12 protein-coding genes and 5 pseudogenes are annotated in these 19,747 nt (G+C 57.1%); 13 read left to right on the top strand and 4 right to left on the bottom strand.

Annotation, left to right across the window (positions count from 1 at the left end):
• Positions 1–911: 911 nt before the first annotated feature.
• From QA639_RS33315 to QA639_RS33300, 3 genes and pseudogenes are all read left to right on the top strand, one after another.
• On the top strand, positions 912–1,430 hold the full coding sequence (locus tag QA639_RS33315) for a GGDEF domain-containing protein (protein ID WP_283088149.1): 519 nt from the start codon (positions 912–914) through the stop codon (positions 1,428–1,430).
• Between the two features lie 151 nt (positions 1,431–1,581).
• A pseudogene (locus tag QA639_RS33310) lies at positions 1,582–3,209 on the top strand (putative bifunctional diguanylate cyclase/phosphodiesterase).
• 76 nt (positions 3,210–3,285) lie between these two features.
• Complete coding sequence (locus QA639_RS33300; protein WP_157347771.1) at positions 3,286–3,567, top strand: hypothetical protein; 282 nt, start codon at positions 3,286–3,288, stop codon at positions 3,565–3,567.
• A gap of 1,002 nt (positions 3,568–4,569) precedes the next feature.
• Here QA639_RS33300 and QA639_RS33295 read toward each other — a convergent pair.
• Positions 4,570–4,946: pseudogene (locus QA639_RS33295) on the bottom strand (transposase); the annotation flags it as partial.
• Positions 4,947–6,174: 1,228 nt separating this feature from the next.
• On the opposite strand from QA639_RS33295, the gene QA639_RS33290 reads away from it, so the two are divergent.
• The 4 genes and pseudogenes from QA639_RS33290 to QA639_RS33275 all read left to right on the top strand — a co-directional run bounded on the left by QA639_RS33290 (position 6,175) and on the right by QA639_RS33275 (position 8,215).
• Entirely contained in the window at positions 6,175–6,687 is a 513-nt protein-coding gene (locus QA639_RS33290) for a hypothetical protein (protein ID WP_283088147.1), read from the top strand.
• 357 nt (positions 6,688–7,044) lie between these two features.
• Positions 7,045–7,170, top strand: a pseudogene (locus QA639_RS33285) (IS110 family transposase); the annotation flags it as partial.
• A gap of 180 nt (positions 7,171–7,350) precedes the next feature.
• A pseudogene (locus tag QA639_RS42010) lies at positions 7,351–7,583 on the top strand (transposase); the annotation flags it as partial.
• Positions 7,584–7,963: 380 nt separating this feature from the next.
• Entirely contained in the window at positions 7,964–8,215 is a 252-nt protein-coding gene (locus QA639_RS33275) for a hypothetical protein (RefSeq protein ID WP_283088145.1), read from the top strand.
• 1,146 nt (positions 8,216–9,361) lie between these two features.
• On the opposite strand, the pseudogene QA639_RS33270 reads toward QA639_RS33275, so the two are convergent.
• Positions 9,362–9,649: pseudogene (locus tag QA639_RS33270) on the bottom strand (integrase core domain-containing protein); the annotation flags it as partial.
• An 848-nt stretch (positions 9,650–10,497) separates the two neighbouring features.
• On the opposite strand from QA639_RS33270, the gene QA639_RS33265 reads away from it, so the two are divergent.
• The 6 genes from QA639_RS33265 to QA639_RS33240 are packed head-to-tail and all read left to right on the top strand — an operon-like array spanning position 10,498 to position 18,447.
• Positions 10,498–12,909 (top strand): 2-aminoethylphosphonate--pyruvate transaminase, encoded by a 2,412-nt coding sequence (locus QA639_RS33265; RefSeq protein ID WP_410712204.1) that lies wholly within the window; start codon positions 10,498–10,500, stop codon positions 12,907–12,909.
• A 29-nt stretch (positions 12,910–12,938) separates the two neighbouring features.
• Entirely contained in the window at positions 12,939–13,997 is a 1,059-nt protein-coding gene (rtxC, locus tag QA639_RS33260; RefSeq protein ID WP_283088141.1) for a dhydrorhizobitoxine desaturase, read from the top strand.
• Positions 13,994–14,812, top strand: a complete 819-nt coding sequence (locus QA639_RS33255; RefSeq protein WP_283088140.1) for a gamma-glutamyl-gamma-aminobutyrate hydrolase family protein — start codon at positions 13,994–13,996, stop codon at positions 14,810–14,812. Before rtxC ends, QA639_RS33255 begins: the two co-directional genes overlap by 4 nt.
• Positions 14,781–15,836, top strand: a complete 1,056-nt coding sequence (locus tag QA639_RS33250) for a DMT family transporter (RefSeq protein ID WP_283088139.1) — start codon at positions 14,781–14,783, stop codon at positions 15,834–15,836. The genes QA639_RS33255 and QA639_RS33250 overlap by 32 nt, the downstream gene beginning before the upstream one ends.
• A complete protein-coding gene (locus tag QA639_RS33245; protein WP_283088138.1) occupies positions 15,833–17,119 on the top strand; it encodes an ATP-grasp domain-containing protein in 1,287 nt (428 codons plus the stop codon). The genes QA639_RS33250 and QA639_RS33245 overlap by 4 nt, the downstream gene beginning before the upstream one ends.
• A complete protein-coding gene (locus QA639_RS33240) occupies positions 17,119–18,447 on the top strand; it encodes a glutamine synthetase family protein (RefSeq protein WP_283088137.1) in 1,329 nt (442 codons plus the stop codon). The genes QA639_RS33245 and QA639_RS33240 overlap by 1 nt, the downstream gene beginning before the upstream one ends.
• Before the next feature lie 113 nt (positions 18,448–18,560).
• Here QA639_RS33240 and QA639_RS33235 read toward each other — a convergent pair whose 3' ends face one another.
• Together QA639_RS33235 and QA639_RS33230 are read right to left on the bottom strand one after the other, a co-directional pair.
• Positions 18,561–18,959: an oxygen-independent coproporphyrinogen III oxidase gene (locus tag QA639_RS33235; protein WP_283088136.1), complete on the bottom strand. Its 399-nt coding sequence runs from the start codon at positions 18,957–18,959 to the stop codon at positions 18,561–18,563.
• Between the two features lie 55 nt (positions 18,960–19,014).
• Entirely contained in the window at positions 19,015–19,692 is a 678-nt protein-coding gene (locus QA639_RS33230) for a helix-turn-helix domain-containing protein (protein WP_283088135.1), read from the bottom strand.
• Positions 19,693–19,747: the final 55 nt, after the last annotated feature.

The following is a 19,747-nucleotide window of genomic DNA, read 5'->3' as shown; positions in this document are numbered from 1 at the left end:
GACCGCAGGTCATCATGGGAGACGGTATACGCATATGAGCACCAATCTTGCGGTACACGAACCGACCAACGCGCTCCGGCTGGTCACACAGGCGTATATGAGCCTTCTCCTCATCGCCTTCGCCCTGATGCCGGCCCAGTTCATCGCCTACCTGTATTTCCAGCAGGATCCCACGCTAAAGTTCGAGAATCACCTGTTCCACGAATTCGCGATTGCCGTCGCCACCCTCGAAGGGCTGTTCGTCACCTATATGACGTGGCGTTGCTACCAGTCTTCAGGCGAACCTCTGTTGCGTTGGTTGACGCTGGGTTTTCTCGGCTTCGTGCTGGTCTATTCGCCGCACGGCGCCTTCACCGAGATGGCACACCGCAATATTTGGCTGTTTCTGCTCTATAAGTCAGCGTCGCCTCTCGCGATGTCGATTCTGCTCTTCGTTGGGCTGCTCAGCTACAACCAGCCGTCAGACGAGGTCGAGAGGTGTTCGGTTCCGCGCGCATGGCTGATCTGGTTCGGCCTATTCCTGACGATGGACATAGCCGTCGCCCCGATCGCCTACTCCCCTTATGCGGGACACCCCGCGGTACGCTTGTCCATGGAGGGCGGCGCACTGGTGTTCAGCGCGCTGAACGTCACGGCCATGCTTACTCGGCGGCTTCACTCGCCGCTCATGCTTATTTTCGGCATTTCGGTCGCGTGGTTTGCGCTATCGTCGCTCGCATTCATTCTGGCGGCGCCCTGGAATCATATGTGGTGGCTCGCCCACGCGATCTTTGCTGGCGGATTCTTCCTGCTCAGCTATGGCGTCGTCCAGGCGTTCCGAACGACGCAATCGTTCTCACCATCTATAGCCAGGAAGAAGACGGCCCGCCTGGCCGAATCGATGGTCGAGACTCAAACTACAGCAAGTTCAAGTGAGCAATCAAAGGTTAGAGCGTCTTGCCGCCACCGACCCACTGACCGGTGCCGGAAATCGGCGACACTTCCTCGAGCATATCGGCGCCGAGATCGCGCGGGCCAAACGAACCGGTGCTCTATTATCTCTGTTGTCGCTCGATCTCGACCATTTCAAGGATATCAATGACTCACGTGGTCACAGCGTCGGCGACGAGGTCCTCCGTGCATTCGTGCGAAAGTGTCTGGAGGCAATTCGCCCTTATGACTCTGTCGCGCGCGTGGGCGGTGAAGAATTCATGGTCTTGCTGCCGGGAGCGACGCTCGACGCGGCTTGCGCGGTAGCCAAGCGCCTACGATCGACGATTGAAGGCACTGCATTGGACGTCGACGCCCAGCCGTCGGTCCGCGTCACCATCAGTGTTGGGGTGTCGGAGCTCGGGCGCGATGGAGACACGCTTGACGGATTGCTGAACGTCGCAGATCAGCGGCTCTATCGCGCTAAACATGAAGGTCGCAATCGTGTGATTGCCGCGTAGGCTTCGTTCATTCGCGCGCTTACCGTCGCGGGCCTTGCGAGGCGTTAGTCGAGTTCAGGCAATCGGCGCACACCCGCTGGTGCTAAGCGTGTCTTTGTGCTACTTGTAAGAGCTTACTGGAATAACCGGCGTCAGCGAAGGTTCGACTGTGATGAGTTTGTCAAATCCACGATCGCGCGTATTGCGCGCCGATTGGTTCGATTGGCGTAGTTCTGCCACAAGGGATTTCATTGCTCTCTTTGGGGGCGTCGTTCTTGCTTCGATCTTGGCGCATGTTTATGAGCTTGGCCCTCGATTGTTTCAGCTGGGACGGGGCTATGCGGATTCGGCACTCGACGCCATCGTATTCATGATGTTCGTCGCATTCTTTCTGAGCGTTGCGCTGACAATCTTTAGTGTTCGCCGCTATCGAGATCTCGCCCGAGAAACCAAAGCACGAACCATTGCAGAAGCAGAAGCGCGCGATCTGGCGCGACATGATCCATTGACCGGCCTGCCTAACCGTCGCCTGTTTGATGAAAAACTTGATGCGTGCCTCGGCCTCGCCGGCGACACCCACCAGGTGGCCGTTCTGATGCTTGGCCTTAGGGGCTTCAAGAGAATTAAGGACGCGCATGGCCACGCAGCGGGGGACAAGGCGCTTTGCGAATTTGCCAACAGGCTCGCCGACGTCTTGCGCACGGATGGCGTCCTGGCGAGGATTGGAGGCGACGAACTTGGGATCGTCATGCCAGACATTACCTCCCTTGAGGATCCTACCAATCTGGCGCGCCGTATTGTGGCGTCCGCCGGCGGCACTTTCGCGATCGAGACGGGGTCAGCCGAGCTTGGTGTTGGAATTGGCATCGCCATCGCTCCGATTGACGGCGTCAATCTCAACGAATTGGTCAGGGGCGCAGAACGTGCACTTTATCGCGCACAAGGCGATGGCAGGTCGTGTGTTCGCTTTTTCGAACCAGAGATGGACATGCATGTCGAGCGGCGTATCGAGGTCGAGCGAGAGCTTCGCAGCGCGATAACGGCCGATATTATCGAGCCGCACTACCAGCCGTTCGTTTCGCTCAAAAGTAATTGCATCATCGGATTCGAGGCCCTGGCGCGTTGGGAAAACAGGACTTTTGGGCATATTCCGCCCGACTTGTTTATTCCGATTGCAGAAGAAACTGGCCTCATCAACGCGCTTGGCAATCAGCTTCTTCGCCGCGCCTGTTTTGATGCCAATACGTGGCCGGAGATGTTTACGCTTGCCTTCAATATTTCGCCAATTCAGTTGGTGACCCCGCGCTTGGACAGCGCATTCTATCGATCCTTGGGCAAACCGGGTTCAGTCCGAGCCGCCTGGAGATTGAAATTACGGAGAGCGCGTTCGTGGAAAAGACCGGGGTTGCGAAGACCGTGATGGATGAACTCCGTCAAGCCGGCGTCCGCATCGCGCTCGATGATTTCGGTACGGGTTATGCTACGCTTAGCCAGCTGCTTTCGTTTCGTCTCGACAAGATTAAGATAGACCGCAGCTTCGTGTCGCATCTCGACGACAGTACCGCCAGCCAGGTGATCGTTCGTGCTATCCTTGGCATTGCAAATGGATTTGGTTTGACGGCCACGGCCGAGGGTGTCGAAGACGCTGGCCAGCTGGCCTATCTGGTGGCCAATGGTTGCGCAGAAGGACAAGGTTCTCTGTTCAGTGATGCCGTCCCGGCCGCCGGTATCCCCGCGCTGCTTAGTCACGAACCCGGCCGCACGGCGGTTGAAGAGATGCGTCAAGACGTGAAATCGTGACAGGGGGTTTCGAGTCCTGCTCGGGGACCAAAGTTGGTTGCAACGCGCGAGGGTGTCTTAGCAGGAAGATCAAGCATTGTCTGACACACCGTCGTACTCACGCACGATCAGCGTTAGTCAAATTTCATCACCTTTTGGGCAACGCGTGGGCAACCATGTACCCATTACTAGAAAGAACGCTACGGCGAAGGTGACGAAGGATATCGCAAAATGCCGGGGTACCATTCGCCGCGTCACGCGCAACGTCAAACGCTGGCGAGATGCCGGTATGGCCTTACGATGGGTCGCGGCCGGCATGATCGAGGCCAACAAGGGCTTTCTTGCGTTCGTTTATCAAACGGCGCAGCCCTCTAACTAAGCACATGGTCCGAAAATCGGGGTCCATTTCAACCGCCAACTGGGGGCGACTTACGGCACGACGTGCGTCATTAATATCCCGACCAGCAGAACAGTGCTTAAGACCACAATGCCAATACAGATCCGGGCCGGGGTTAAATCGGAATGGGGGTGTGGTTGTTCGAACGGGCCACGCACCTCTTGCCCTTGACGCGAGCGGGTACCGCTTCTGTATTTGTATCCTAACTTCATGCGGCTAGTTCTTTCTTTAGGCGTCCCGGCTTCGGGATCCCGACCACTGACGCTTTAGCTCTCTACCCGTCGCAACAAGGTCGCGCCCGAGAATGCTGACCCGTTCGTTCAGCGCGTGGCGTTACGCATTGCCCTCACATGGCGTCATTTTGACAGCAGATCGCTCGGACATACACTCCATCATGACCCGTTATATTTGGACTAGCATCGTACTTTCGATCTGGGCAGTGCGCTTCTTAACTCAAGGCGCGCAAGTTGGTAATCTTTCTCTACATCAACAGAATCCCGATGCTCCACGGACGGGCCGCAGCTCCCGCGATCCGCCTGAAGATACAGATCCAGCTCGAAAGGCTAACGGCGACTGACAGTACAGCATAAACATTGGATCGGGCTCCTACCTACTCTAGGGGGCGGCCGTCCGACCGGATCGTGGTCAGACACCAGGCACGCGCTTTTATGAACCGACCCGGGTTTGCCGGAGGCTCCAGCTCCTGAGAGGATGGAGCCAAGCTTTCATGTATAGACGGCCCCGCGGATGCAAGGGATTTCAACAGCGCTTTGGATACCGGTCGGGTGCGTTCATGTATACGGCCTGTCAGTGCGACCGATGCCATGGCCGCTGGCCCTGATGGAGATCGCGGATCGAGGCCTCATCAACGGGTCGCGCGTGTTTCGCTTAAAGCTCTTCGGGCTTGCTCGATCTCCAGCTCCGCCGGTGTCCATCATGCTGTCATTTGCCCTCACACCATTAGTGGTCAACATACGCGGAAAGTCAGACCGCGAGCTTAGGCCGATAGACGTCCCCGGTCGTCACCATCGCCCAGACGATCCGGGCCAACTTGTTGGCAACGGCGATGGCGACGACCATGGGTCGACGCCGTTCCAGCAGGGCTTCGATCCAGCCGCCTCCAACCCGGGAGCGTGCCTTCGGGTAGCGAACGACGTTACGTTCTCCGATGACAAGCAAGTGCCTGAGATAGGAATCGCCCTGTTTCGTAATCCGGCCGAGCCGATCCTTCCCGCCGGTGGAATTTTGCTTAGGCGAAGCCAGGCCGCGAACTCCCGCCCGGAGCGGAACATGGTCGTGTCCAGCACAGACGCGGCGAGAGCCGTGGCCGTTATGGGACCGATGCCCGGAATCGAGGACAGCAACTTCGCCATCGGATTTACTCGCTGGATCTGAACCAGCTCGCGCTCGATGGCCTCGACTTGTCGTAAAGAGGCGTTGAAGAAAGCCAAAGAGGCGCTCGACGAATGGTGCGAAGGGCACATCTCGATGACCGAGCCGCTTGACACACTTGCAGAGCTTCAAAGCACCATTTCGCTACCTAGCCCATCTTCAAACGGAAGACCAGCCCTACCGCTTCGGCTGAGCGATATCCACGTCGGAAGTCCTGCGATTAGTAGCCGCTATTCTCTTTCTCCAATGCATTATAGTTCGATTGGCACGTGGGTTGCTGGGACATCTGTGGCTTGGCTTCCCGAGTGAGGTCCTCGCCGAGGCGGCCAAGTCTCGACCGGAACCTTGCACGGACGGCACCTCCCCGTCGTCCGTGCGCTTTTCTGAAAGCGCGAGTAGTCAGCCGCACGGCTAAAGCGCCCCTTCGTGAAGATCATGCTATGACGTGTAAACAGGCTTTCGAGAACGCCATTGCGGTGCTCCGAGAATGGTCTGAGGGGCAGACCGAAACGAGCGTTGCCAGGATCGCGGAGCTAATGGCGAGAACGGCGCCTCCAGAACAGACGCTCTCTTGATCGGTTGGCTCCGACGATCACTCAGGGAGGCCTGCAGCCAATGGACAGGCTCAAATTCATACCCGCTTTCGAGGCCGCTAATCGCTCTGCCGATCCCGCCAAGTTGGCCGAACTTCGAGAGGCCATCCGCGAGCGCGGAGGTCCTGATGAATTTACGGTGGCGAGCACAGAGCTTGTGCGCAAGTATCCGCTTACGCTCCTTAGGCTGCCCAGAATCATCGGCGCGTTCACCCCCTGTTGCGTCGTGAAGGCTGACGCCATGGCCGCAAGACTCGGCGCGTCTACCGCTGCTTGAGCCTTCAACCGCGCAACCATACGTTCGAAGCGCCGGGTCAAAGCGATGACTGCCTTGCCTACTACCAGATCAAGCAGTTACCTCTAGGATCGCTACAGCTTAAGCTTTTGACACCGTCTGCGTTGGTTGCGCGGTGAGGTGGCAGCATGAGCAGCGGCGTTAACGCTCGTTACGATGTCAACCGGAACCTACGGAAACTTGTCAAATGCAAGCGCCTGACGTCGGACGCGAGACGTCGCCGCCAATCGCTCCGCTGGAGACGCACCGCATGCCCTGGCGCCGTCACGACGATCCCATCGTCGTATTGCTCTTTCATCGTCGACGAGCATGATCGCTCGCGTTCTAGTGATATTCGATCAGGTGCACTCGGTCGCAGCTTGGATCTTCCTATATCGTGTCACGCGTGATGGCATCGGCCTAATGACCGACGGGATCGTGACGATGAACGTTGCACAGCCTCCAATTGACCCTGAGGGGATTTACATGACAGCGACCGAGCTCGCTGCGCAATTTAGGAGGACGCTAGCGACGATCGCCCGTTGGGCGCAAATGCCGAATTTTCCCCGTGCGACAGCCTTGAACGGCGATGCGCATTGGCTGGTAACTGAAGTACAGGTCTGGTGTCGCGAGCCCCAAAGGGCATACCGGGCCGCGCTACGTGCCAAAGAGGCGGCTGTTGAGAAGGCTCGCCAGCGCCAACGCCTGATCGCAGCGTTTGCTCGCCGCCGCCCGCTGAAAGTCGAGCGATCAATTGTTCCGCCGCGTGACATGCCTCTCTCTCGCAAGATGGTCGTCCGAGCAGACGGCTCGCTTGCTCCTGCGACAGGCGATCATACTTGAATCGGGAGCGCACCGCGGAATCAGGTCAACAACGAGATTGGATCGTCCGGGGGGAGATGATGGCAAATCAGGGAGGCTGGAGCAGCCGCTAGATTAGATGACAATGGACGCCGCCCGGATACGGTCGTGGTACTCACCGAAGAGGACGTTTTAGCTGACGGCATTGACAGAGTTCACTGTCCTTGCCGCGGCAGATTGTCTCCGGCGCATCGATCACGTTGGCGTCGCCGAAGATATCTTCTGAGAGCGCGAGCTTGAAGGTAAGCAACGGCGCTGCGGCAGCAAGGAGTCCGGAGAGAACGCGTTACGTAACCAAAGCCATGGCGCCCTCTTTGGGCGAGCCGCGCGCGACGATTTGCTGGAGCAGTTTGCGAGGCCGCTCAGCGGCCGAGCATGCAGTTCGTGGCCGTGAAGAGTAAAGAGCAACAAGCGGCGGTTCTGGTGTTCCGGACCCGTGACCTGCCGGTGCGGCAGCGAACTCAGCAATCCGAGGATCGCCTCACGGAATACGGTTAGATGGCTGCCAAGGGCCCCCACTTGGCGAAGTTGGTCGATCTGATCGAGGAAGAAGAGATGATCAGTCCGCTTCCGATGTGCCCGCGCCATGTTTTTTTGATGCTTGATCTGTTCGCCGATTTCAATGACAGGATTGCGGATCTTGCACCAAAAGAAATCGCGCGACCCGCTTGAGAGAACGAACTCACGGAGGCTGATGACTGTTCCTGGCATTGGCCCGATCTCCGTTTGTGGCAATTGCGACCTTGGCTCGACCAGTCGAGACATTTCCCAGCGGCCGGGACTTTGCCGCCTAGCTTGGCCCAACACCTCTTCAAAGATCGACAGGCGGCAAGCAAAAGCGCGGAGGAACATCCAAGATGGGCGAACGCACTCTGCGGGCTCAGAGCGATACGGCTTAACAACATATTTGTCCGGAAGTCGCGCGAGTCTCCGGCCGCGCTCTATGACCAAGCTTGCACGCTGATTGCCGAGAGACGTGTGCGCCTGGCTCCGCCGCCGTCGTGCGCTTCTCCGAACGCGCGAGTATCTACGCGCTGCGCCATCGCCACGATCGACAAGCCTCCACCGATCAACCCAAGCAAACAACTCGATAACCCACACAGACCAGATCGAGCTCCGCTATGCCTGACTTCCCCGGACAGCCCTGCGGTGCGAGGGGAAGAGGTTTCCGGAATGCTACGGAACGGCTTCGAATTTGCTTTATCTCCACGAGCCGACATCAAATACCCTCCCGGAGCGCAGCAAGATGGAAGGTTGGATGGTAACTGTCGCCATCGAGGAAGACGGCGACGACGACGAAGCATTCAGGCACGTAACCTACGCGGTCGCGACCGACGACCCTGCAGAAGCTGTAAAGCTGAGCCTGAAGGATAGCGGCGCTAAGGCCACAATGGTGAACTGCCCACTCGAAGAGGAGCAGTTGCAACGGCTCGGCTTGCAGCCCGGTGAGTTGATCGCTCTACACCGCGACGAGGTTGATCCAATCATCCCGCGCCCTCGGCGTCACTGAACCTCAGTTTTCTGTCTGTCTCGTTGTTCGATCTGATACGGTTGCGTCCGGCTGATGACGAGTATGTCGGAATGTCATCACAGAGGGGCGGTGAGGAGCGCCCGACGCGGGATGAAAGTGCACCATCCTACCGCATGAATCCTGCAACGGCTTGGCACGCTGATTGCTGAGGCATGCACGGGCTTGGATGCTCGTACGTTGACACCCCATGAGACAGCCAAGCTCTTCTTTGCGCAGCCTCGCACGGGCGGTTCTTAGACCTGGCCGTCCGTGCGTCTTTTTCAGCCGTACGAACTCGGAGACTTGGCCGTGACTTCCCGTAACGACGCCTTGAAGAAAGCCAAAGGCGCTCGACAAACGGTGCGAGGGACTATCTCGACGGCCGACGTTGCTTGACACTTGCAGAGCTTCAAAGGACCATTTCGCTACCTAGACGGCCCTCAAAGCAGAAGACCAACTCAACCAAGCCGGCTTGAACGATATCCGCGTCAGAAGTCTTGCAATCTCGGTATTCGCTTTCCTTCATTGCATTCTAGTTCGCTTTGGCACGCTCGTTGACAGGACATCTGTGGCTTGGCTGCTTTAGTGACAGCCCTCACCAAGGTGGCCAAGTCTCGACCGGGACACTTTTCGCACGGGCGGCGGCCTCTCGTCGTCCGTGCGCTTTTCTGAAAGCGCATGTAGTCAGCCGCACGCCTGCATTCTGGCATGCTGATTGCTGAGTGAGCCATCGGCTTGGCTGCTCTTCTTTCGCGCATCCCATGAGACGCCGCGCCCAGCGTAAGTTCGCACGGACGGCCTTCTAAGCCGTCCGTGCGTCCCCGCAGGACTACGCGCCCGCGCGGCTGAATGCGTCCCTTCGTGGAGATCATGCCATGACCAATGAGCAGGCCTTCGAGAACGCTGTTGCGGTGCTCCGAGAATGGTCTGAGGGGCGAACCGAAATGTGCGTCGCACTTGCCACGATCGCGGAGCTTATGGCGAGACGGGAGCTACCAGAACAGACGCTCTCGGTTGGCTCTGACAGTCACTCAGGGAGGCCTACAGCAAATGGATAGGCTCAAGTTCATTCTGTCCGTCGTCAGATGATTTGAGACTGCTTAGGCGGCTCGGGAAGGGAGGCTCTGGCTCATCAGGGGTTAGACTTTAAGCGGCCTGCAGTCGATGCTGCAAGCGACGATTTGCGATGTTGTCGCACTTGATGCGCTGACGTTCGGCCAGGATTGTCTGTGCTCGGCCAAAGTAGACATCGGCCGGCGTGAGATTGTCGATGCTCTCATGGTAGCGAACGTGGTTGTAGTGCTCGACGAAGACACTGATCTGTCGTTCGAGATCGCCGGGTAAGTAATAGTTGTCGAGCAGGATGCGGTTCTTCAGCGTCTGATGCCAGCGCTCGATCTTGCCCTGGGTCTGGGGATGATACGGAGCCCCGCGCGGTTTGCGGCATCCTGATGCATTCGAGCCTCGCGGTTACAATCGAGGGGGTGCCGCTGGGGTTGGCGGCCGTTAAGTTCTGGACCCGGAAGAAATTCAAGGGGACGGCAGCGCTTAAAAAGAAGATCAATCCGACCCGGATTCCCATCGAGAAAAAAGAAAGCGTCCGGTGGTTGGAAACTCTCAAGCAGTCTACGCAACGGAAGAGAAATCGCAGGCGCTGCGACTTGCCGTCAAATCCGAGTTGCCGGGGCAGCTGCGTTTAGGCGCAAAGGCGTCATGCTGGCCGACTTTGGCAGCGGTAGGCGTGGGCTAGTGAAGCGCGGGGCCGCACGTCATGCAAATTCGGAAATATTCGTCCACGCGCGTTGAAAGGGGGGTTGAATCGCACGTGGCGTCAAGTTGTACGATCTCAAACATAGCCGGTTAACGAGTGACAAAAAGTGCGAATGTCCCAATTCTTAGGCTCTTGTAAGATGAGCGCGGTCAGCAGCGGCAGTTGTGGGTTCGCTGGCTGGCTCAGTGCCCTCGCGCGATGGTCCGGCGAAGACCGCTGGCGAACTTCCATTTTTCACTGAACGGCAGCGGCCAGACCCAGTCAAATTGGCTGACTGTCTCGTTCGCGACTCGAGATGGTGGCGCCGTCTTGACCTGTGCTTCCGTCATGATCTCCGCGGTGCAGATCGCTTCAAGGATCTCGATGTCAAAGCCAGGAAGGGCCGGGCGCCTCGCGCGGCGGTGCTCCAGAGTCGCGGATTAATACAACTATAGGGGAGGATGGGGTGACAAGGCAGCGTTCTTTGTTAACGCCTGGTCCGCTTGCACTCGCGCCAGCGGTCAAAACGCAGATGCAGTTCGACCTTGCATCGCGTGATTTCGAGTTCAAGGAAGTGACCGCCCGTATGAGGCGGTTGATGCTCAATCTGTCGGGAAATCCAAAAGGATACTCGGTTGTCCCTATTCAGGGAGGTGGCTCTTTTGCAATGGAAGCCGCTCTCTCGTCATTTGTGTCGCAGGGTGACCGACCGCTCGTTTGCATAAACGGCATCTATGGTGAGCGCATACTCAAGATTCTCCGGCTCTGGGGTGTTCAAGCAGTTCAGCTTGTCAAGCGAGCCACCGATGCTTTGGACCCTCAGGAAATCGCCGCCTGTCTGAACCAAGATCCAGCCATCACTCACCTATGCTTTGTCCATTGCGAGACCACGACGGGGATCGTCAATCCGCTCGAGGCAATCGTAGACGGTGCAAGGCAGCGAGGGATCAAGACCATCGTCGACGCAATGAGTTCGTTCGGCGGCATCCACATCGACCTAAATCGTGGCGGGCCAGACGTCTTGGTCACGTCGAGCAACAAGTGCATAGAAGGCCCTCCAGGGCTCGCTTATGTCATTGCGTCTCACGAAATTCTGGAGAATGCGGTTCAAGAACCGAAATCATTTGTGCTCGACGTTAGAGATCAATGGCGCTCGTTTGAGGACACAGGTGAATGGCGATCGACTCCGCCCACACATATCGTTCAGGCAGCCACGAAGGCGCTCGAGATCTTGGGAGACGAAGGCATCGACGTTAGGCGCCGCAGGTACGAAAAGATAAAAGATCGCGTCATCAACGAACTCGACGGTTTGGCTACCCCGCTTCTCGCGACGAACTTACAGTCTCCCATCTGCGTGGCGTTCGCTGCGCCGGCCGGGATTTCGGATCAGGTCGCGTTCGATCGGTTGTATTGTCACTTGGCGGCCCACAATCTGTACGTCTATTCGAAGCTCCATCTTCCGACCCGGAGTTTTCGCATTGGCTGTATTGGAGAAATTCAACCCAGTTGGATCGAGCAGTTGGGGTGCGCCTTTCGCACATATTTTCGGTCTGGTCGCACCGGGCTTGCGGGACGGACGTCACCCCGGGAGACTAGCGAGAGTCGTGCCGACACATCGCATTCAATCGCGACCGCCTCGCGGTACCCATTTTCCACGGAAACTGCTGTTCTGCACGCCGGATATCGTCGCGATCCCACAACTAAGGCCGTGGCAGTGCCGATCTACCAGAATACGGCTTACGAACTCGACGGTGATCTCAACCATATTGCGGACGTCTACAACGTAAAGGCCGATGGTTTCACTTATACGCGGATTATCAATCCGACGACCCGTGCCCTGGAAAGGAGATATGCCGCTGTCGACATGGGAAGCGACTCACTCGCCGTTGCATCAGGCCAAGCGGCGACGTTCCTTGCAATCGTCAACTTGTCGAGTGGCGAAGTGGGGGACAATGTCGTCGCATCTCCGTACCTATATGGCAATACGTGGAACCTGCTCCACAACACGTTGAGGCGTCTCGGTATCAGCGTTAAGACGGCAGATCCTCGATACCCAGAGACCTTCGAACGTGCCATTGATGATCGCACAATATGCCTGTTCGGAGAGGTGATCTCGAATCCATGTCTTATTCCGCTTCCCGTCAAGCAGCTGGCAGAAATCGGCAGAAAGCACGGCGTGCCCCTGGTCGTAGACAATACGACAACGCCGCTCGTGTGCCGTCCATCAGCGCTCGGTGCCGCGATTACGACGTACTCCGCGACCAAATACATTTGCGGCCATGGCACGACCCTGGGCGGACTAATCGTTGACAACGGCGCTTTCGATTATAGGGGGAGCTCACGCTTTCCCTTGTTCAACAACCCTGACGACGCCCACGGTGGCATCATCTGGCGCAACGCGTTGCAGGATATCGAGGATCTCGCTCGGAGCGAGTTTCTCTTAAAAGCCCGGATGACTTGGCTGCGCGATACCGGTGCGGCCATCGCCCCCTTTGCAAGCTTTCAACTGATCCAAGGGCTTGAAACACTGCACCTTCGCATGAAGCAGCATTGCGCAAACGCGAAGATCGTAGCCGAGGCTCTTAACGAACATCCAAAAGTATGTCGCGTCTTTTACCCAGGCCTATTTGAAGGAGCTGATCGAGAAACCATCGATCAAACACTCAACGCAGAGTATGGGCACGGGGCGATGGTCATGTTTGAGGTCGAGAACGAACAAGCCGGACGCAAGTTCATCCAGAACGTCGACTTGATGTACCACGTTTCAAACGTGGGGGATGCCCGCACGCTTGTGACACATCCTGTTTCAACGACCCACACCACCGTCCCACGGGAAAAGCGCGAAGCCGCTGGCATATTTGGTGGCTCGATCCGGCTTTGTGTCGGCATCGAAGATGTCAACGACATCATCAAGGACTTGAACAAGGCACTTTCGGCAATCTGACAACCTGAAGCTGTCAGGAAGGGGTTCGCATGAAACAGGCAGATGCTTGGAAACTGAGGTCGTCACGTTATGAGGCGGTTCAATTCAGCCGCGAGATCAACAAGCAGCTCTCCGAGCTGAGACCAGATAACATAACGGGAGCTGCTTATATCGCCAAGGACTATGCTGTAATCGCAGCCTGCGTGGTCGCGACGATCTCTTTCTCCTGGTGGCTCTATCCGCTCGCTGTTCTACTGATAGGTGCCTATCAACGTGGATTGACGACAATCGCTCACGATGCGGCCCATCGTACCCTCGCCAGAAACACCACCTGGAACTATGTCCTGGGGATTCTGTTCGCGGCTTATCCTCTGTTCCAGCGCCATTGGGCATATCGGATCTCACACGTCTATCTGCATCACCCGTTTTTGGGCGACCCGGAGAAGGATCCTGATCTAAAATTCTTTTTGGCCCGCGGTGTTTACGACGTCCAGCCTCCTGGGCGGTACGCCTTCAATATGATCTGGAAGCCGATACTGGGTGGCGCGACGGTCGCGTATATGAAGTACCTTTGGACGAACCGGTTTTCGATAGCAGATAGCGAGGACCAGGATCGGTCGGGCATTCTTGTCGATAAGTATGGCTTCTATCTGTTCTGGTTCGCCATACTGGGCGGGTCATATCTTCTTGGTATCCTCCACTTCGTCATCCTGTTCTGGATCGTGCCCTATCTCACCACGTTTCAGGTCCTCGGTTGGTTTATCGAGCTCGCCGAGCACTCGCCCATGTGCGAGACCGAAACCAAGAACGTCTATCTAACTCGCAACCGAAAGGGGAATTTTCTGGAAAGAGCGATCTTCGGGCAGAATTTGGATGAATACCACCTAGAGCATCATCTGTCGCCCGGCATCCCTTTCTGGCTCTTGCGCAAAGCTCAGAAAATTCGAATGCAGGATCCTCAGTACGCAAGCGTTGCTTCAACTTGGGGAGGGCTATTCGTCAAGGGACCTCAAGGTCAGCCGAGCGTAATCTCCCAGTTAAAGCAGCGAAATCGACGCCTGTATGAGCAGTCCCTGGCTGGCGCAAATGCGCGGGAGAACCTGGCTTGATCTCGCAACAGGCAGAATCAGTCCGAGCCGTGGTTGGCATCACCTCAAACCGTCTTTTGGCTGATGGCGTGCACCGCGATTGGTTGCGGCGCAAATACGTGCATGCCCTCGTTCGTTACGCGGGGGTGACGAACGTGATACTACCGACTATCGATGCCGATGATGTGGGGATCGATGGCGTTCTTCCAATCATGTCCAGGCTGGACGGTCTGGTGCTGACTGGAGATGAATCGAATATTGATGCTCCCGTCGTGCGGTCGCCTGCTTCCACTACACCGACGAACCAAACCGATGTTGAAGTTGGCATCCGCGACCGTCCACGGGACAGGCTGTCCGCGGCAGCCATTGGCGCGGCCGTTGCATTCGGGATGCCCATATTGGGCATTTGCCGTGGCCTCCAGGAGCTTAACGTCTATTTCGGTGGCACGCTTCATGCGTCTCTGTCGGAATGGAGGCCGGAGAGTGGAGCGATGCACGCCGAGAAGCCATCTCTCCCAAGGGATCGCCAGTACGATGTGGCGCACTGCGTAACAATACCGTCTGATGGTGTGCTCTTCCCGATAGCGGGCGCGACCGAGGCGCAAGTCAACTCGTTGCATAACCAGGGCATAGAAAACATTGCCTCTGCGCTGAAGCCCGAAGCCTGGACGGCCGACGGCTTGGTCGAAGCCGTTTCCGTAATTGGCGCGCCGACCCTGCAGATTGGTGTGCAATGGCATCCGGAGTGGCACGTGGCTACCGATCTTTTGAGCAGGCGAATCTTCAAGGCATTCGGAGAGGCATGTGTCGCGTACTGCCAGAGAAATAAGCGATAGGGATATTGTGAAACGCCAAGGGAAATGTCCTCCTTGTAAATCGGAACAAGAGTCTCTCGAACTCGGTTCGAGAAAGGCTCTTGGATCGCTCGATTCCACGCGCGTGCAGACGGAACAAACGGGGGCGCATCGTTTCGCCGTGGGAGTTCTCTTTGTCGTCCTCTATGTCATCGTTAGTGCGGCAGGCGACATCTATGCGGCATCGTATTTTCAGCAGGCAGATATTTATAGCACTCTCCTGCTGTCCTTTGCTCTGGTATGCCTGACGTTCAACCTTTTGGCTCGGCGCGAAAGCGGTCGGCCAAGGATCACGAAGTCCTCGCTTACAGCCCTGGCGTCGCTCAACGTCGTCACCGCAATCAGCTGGGTTGGGCTTTTCATCGGACTGAAATACGCCGAACCCGCTATCATCGTCACGTTCATGGTGGCGTTGGGGCCTGCTGCGACGGTGTGGCTGAACGCCCTGATCAGAAAACAGGGCCTTCCCCCGAAATCGGACGTCGGCGTAAGTGCGTTGGTTGCGCTCATCGGGGGTTACATGATTTGGATTTCGGCAAGCGGCAATGCCGGCGTCGAATGGGGGCCTCGGTCATCCTTCGGCATTTTTGTGGCTATCATGGCCGGCCTATCGCTCGCCCTTACCAATGTCCTCATGAAATTGCTGTTCGACCGTGGATTGTCGGGCCGACAAGTGCTTGCTCATCGTTTCTATGGCACGATTTTGTTGCTGCTGCTTTTCGTCGATCGCTCCTCAATCGAACTTGAGGTCTCGCAGCGTTGGTATGCGATCGCGATCGTTGCATTATCGACGATCATTGTTCCTTTGCTTCTGATTCAGGAGGGCATCCGCCGCGTAGAACCAATGACGGTAAACATGGTCCTATCCGCGGCTCCGATCATCTCGTTTCTGTTTCAGTATTGCGATGCTCGTATTGCGCCCTCTTCATACACCTTCATTGGAAATATTCTCATTACGGCTGTCGCCCTTTGCGCCATTTATGTCCAGTATCGGAGGTCCAGATGAACAAGCGTCATTGTGCAATAGTCGATGCGTACTCGACAGGCCGTTACCTGCCGGAGGAGTTCAGACGTTACGGGATTGGAACGGTGCATGTGATGTCGGCTGCGCAGGTTCCTCCGATCTTTCGCTCGCATTTCGACGCTGCTTTATATGATGAGCTAATTCGTCCGGACGAGCACATGAGGGACGAGGAGCTTATCGAATATCATCTGGCGGCGCTTCGATGCCGAGAGACGGAATTCATTATAGCCGGATGCGAGACCGGAGTTGAGCTGGCGGACTCGTTGTCCGAGCGGCTCGGCTTACCTTCGAATGGAACCGCCCGGTCAGCTGCAAGACGCGACAAATCGCGCTTGTCTGAAGCGTTGTCCTCCGCAGGAGTGCGATCGATCAGGCAGGTGGTGTCAAGTAATGCTGAAGACTTCACAAGCTGGAAGCGACAAGCAAGCTTCGACGAAATCGTAATCAAGCCGCTGAATAGCACCGGTACGGAGGATGTGTTTTTCTGCGCGACTGATGCTGACGTGCAGCGGGCTACGAGTGCCATTGTAGGAAAGACGAATCGTGTCGGAGCCTTGAATCACCTTGCTCTTGGGCAGGAGAAGATAAGGGGACAACAATACACTGTAAATGCCGTGTCGATCGACGGAGAAAGTTTCGTCACGGAGGTCTGGACCTACGACACCGTTCCCGTAAAGGGCGCAGCAACGGTCTGCTCGCTCGAGCGCTTGCTGGATGGAGAGGATCCAGTCGTGGAACAGCTGTCCAACTATTTGATGCGTGCGTTGCAAGCGCTCGAGATCGTCAACGGACCGGCTCATGCGGAGATCATCGTCGACAAGGCGGGGCCGGTTCTGGTGGACTTTGGTGCGAGGCTCCAAGGGACAATGTCCAGAAAAGCCCGGACGATGGCATTGGGTCACAATCACATGACCCTAACGGCGTGGCGCTACGCAGATCCTGCTGGCTTTCTTGCACATATGAGGCAGCGCGGCCCGTACGGTCGGAAGGCTCACGCGCTATGCGTCTCGCTCATCTCTGACGTAGGCGGTCTTGTCCGCGGTTATCCGGGGCTCGAAACAATCCGTAAGCTGCCAAGTTTCGCGGATGCAATTGCGTTCGTTCCAGTGGGACAAAATCTGGTTCCGACGACCGATTTGGCGTCAACACCGGGTATCGTGTACCTCGTGAACAACGACTTGAACCAGCTTGAGAGTGACTATCGCAAGTTGCGAGCAATGCGGGTGGACGAGGTATTCGATCTGGCGGGCCTAGGTCAGAACTAATGCCAAGCGAAATCGGGATTGGCGTGAACACGGCTCGCGTCGCGGTGGCTGGAGTGTGCGACTTTGACGGTGTCCTTCGAGGGAAGCATGTCGCGGCTGAGGATCTTTCGAATGGAGACAAAATCGTCAGATTCTCTGAAGCCGTGCTTGCCTGGGATTGTTCGGACCGAGTGATACCAGCGAGTTTTACCAAGAGGCCGCCATCAGCGTTCGGGGATGCGGACCTGCGCATTCTGTCGCGCACCGGTCGTCCCGTGTCCAATCGGCGGGATCTGTACCTAGCTGAGTTTGTGGGCGCCCATGAGAGCATCTGCCCGCGTGGTGTTCTGCGTAAGGTCCTAAGAAGAGCAGCTGAGCATGGATATAGCTGTACTGCTGCGTTCGAGTTTGAGTTTATGCTTTTCAAGGAGAGCGCCGAGACCATCAATAATAAGCCCTTTGATGAATGGGCTCCTTTCACGCTTGGGCCATTCGGTTACTCACTGACGAGGGCCATTGCGAACGAAGAGCTGTTCGACGAGATCCTAGCGTTGTGCGAAAACGCTAGGACGCCTCTCAGTGGGCTTCATTTTGAAACCGGGCCCGGCGTGATTGAGGCGTCGCTGCGTCATTGTGATGCCCTGGATGCAGCTGATCGAGCAGTCATATTCAAGTCGATGATAAAATCGTGGGCGCAGACGAAAGGGATGACGGCCTCGTTTATGGCCAAAGTGTCTGAGAATTGGCCGGGTCAGTCGGGACATATTCACATCTCAATGTCATCTGATGGCAACAGTGCGTTCTACGACAGCGAGACGAGGTGGAACATCTCGGAAACTATGAGCCAATTCATTGGCGGACAGCTGAAGTACATGACGGAGTTTTGTGTGCTGGTTGCGCCTAACGTGAATAGCTATAAGAGATTGGTCGCCGGCTTTTGGGCTCCAATCTGCCCAAGCTGGGGGGTCGACAATCGCTCCTGTGCGGTGCGGGTCATCCCCGGAGGCTCGGAAGCGCACCACCTTGAGTACAGACTGAGTGGCGCAGATGTGAATCCATATCTCGCTCTCGCGAGTGCCCTCGGCTCCGGCATTCTAGGAATTGAGGAGGATGCTGACTTAGCAGCTCCGTTTGTTGGTGATGCAAGCGAGGAAAATGAACGTTCCCTCGAGCGGCTTCCCCAAAATTTATTAGAGGCCACAAGCCGGTTTGCGCGATCGCAAAAAGCCATCGATCTATTTGGAGATAGGTTTGTCGAAGCCTTCTCGTGCTCCCGCCGTTGGGAGTGGGAAGCCATTCAACATCGAGTTACTGACTTTGAGCGCCAACGATACTTCGAGATTATTTAGCGTGCGCAAACTCTTGCGGCCGCGCTCGTGGGTAGCATCGGTGACGCCGCCGCGGATGCTGACGAAGAACTCGAGTAGGCGGTCGCCTACCTCCGGTGCTGATCTCCAGCGCGCTACGCTACTCGTTTTTCGTGCAGTCCGACGACGAGGTCGGCAAAGGTTTCGGGCGTCATGATCGTCGGAGTGCCGCCACCGAAATGGATGTGGGAGACGGGCAATCGCTGACCGACCGCTTCCGTAACGAGATGCGCTTCGGTGCGAAGGCCGGCGGCGTAAACGGCGACCGGTTCGTCGCGGCTGGTAATGGAAGTGTGGCACCCGCAGTACCAGCACATCGACCGGCAAAACGGCACGTGCAGGTAGATCGAGGCTGGCTGCCGAGCTGGAACTGACTTGAGCCATGCCCCGTAATCAACCTCGCTGACCGCCGCAGAAAAATGCGGAGCCGTGGGGTAGCTGGTGTAGCGCGGCAGCTTGTCCTGCCCATAGGTGATCGCCAGGGCCGACCGCATCCTATTCCTAGCCTCTCACTTGCGGCCGATTATCGAAGCCTGGCGCGCCCTTCGCTTACGCGGCCACGTTCCGGTTCGACATCGCGCGGTTGCGCAGTTCCACCCGACGCGAGGTCGGAAGGGAGATCACGCCGTTCTGCTCGAGCTGGGTAAAGGTGCGTGACACCGTTTCGATCGTCAGACCGAGATAGTCGGCGATATCCTGCCGCGACATCGGAAGCTCGATCGCCGCATTCTTGACGGCGCGGCGCGCCATGTCGTGGAGGAAGCCGACGACACGATCTTCAGCGCTGCAGATCAGCAGCATCAGATGCTCCTGGAAGCGACGCAGTTCCTGGGCCGTCGCATCCCAGAGTTGGCGTGCCAGATCCTTTTCGTGGGTCGCACGGACCATGAGCGCGGCGCGCTTGACCACGATGACCCGCGTCTCGGAGACGGCCTCGGCCGAGGAGATATGGGTCTCGCCGGCCTCGAAGCCGAAAATATCCCCGGGCAGATAGAATGCGCCGATCTGGCGACGTCCGTCTTCCAGAATCTTGTAGGTTCGGACGGCGCCGGAAACGACCTGATAGAGGTATTCCGCGGCCTCGTCCTCGCCGTAAATTTCGCTGTTGCGGGCGAACCGCATCGGCGTCCCAATCATGCCGAAGGGCCCTTCAACGCGCGCCTGCCGGCTGAGGATGCTGGTCGGGTGACGGCTGTTCTCGAAAGAAATGGCGTTCTGGGTCTGCATGGCGACGCTCCATGGATTGGGAAGATCGATGGAGGCAGATTGATCGCATCTTCTG

It is taken from the genome of Bradyrhizobium pachyrhizi, assembly GCF_029714545.1.
Lineage (GTDB): Bacteria > Pseudomonadota > Alphaproteobacteria > Rhizobiales > Xanthobacteraceae > Bradyrhizobium > Bradyrhizobium pachyrhizi.
This window is presented reverse-complemented; position numbering and strand designations above follow the sequence as displayed.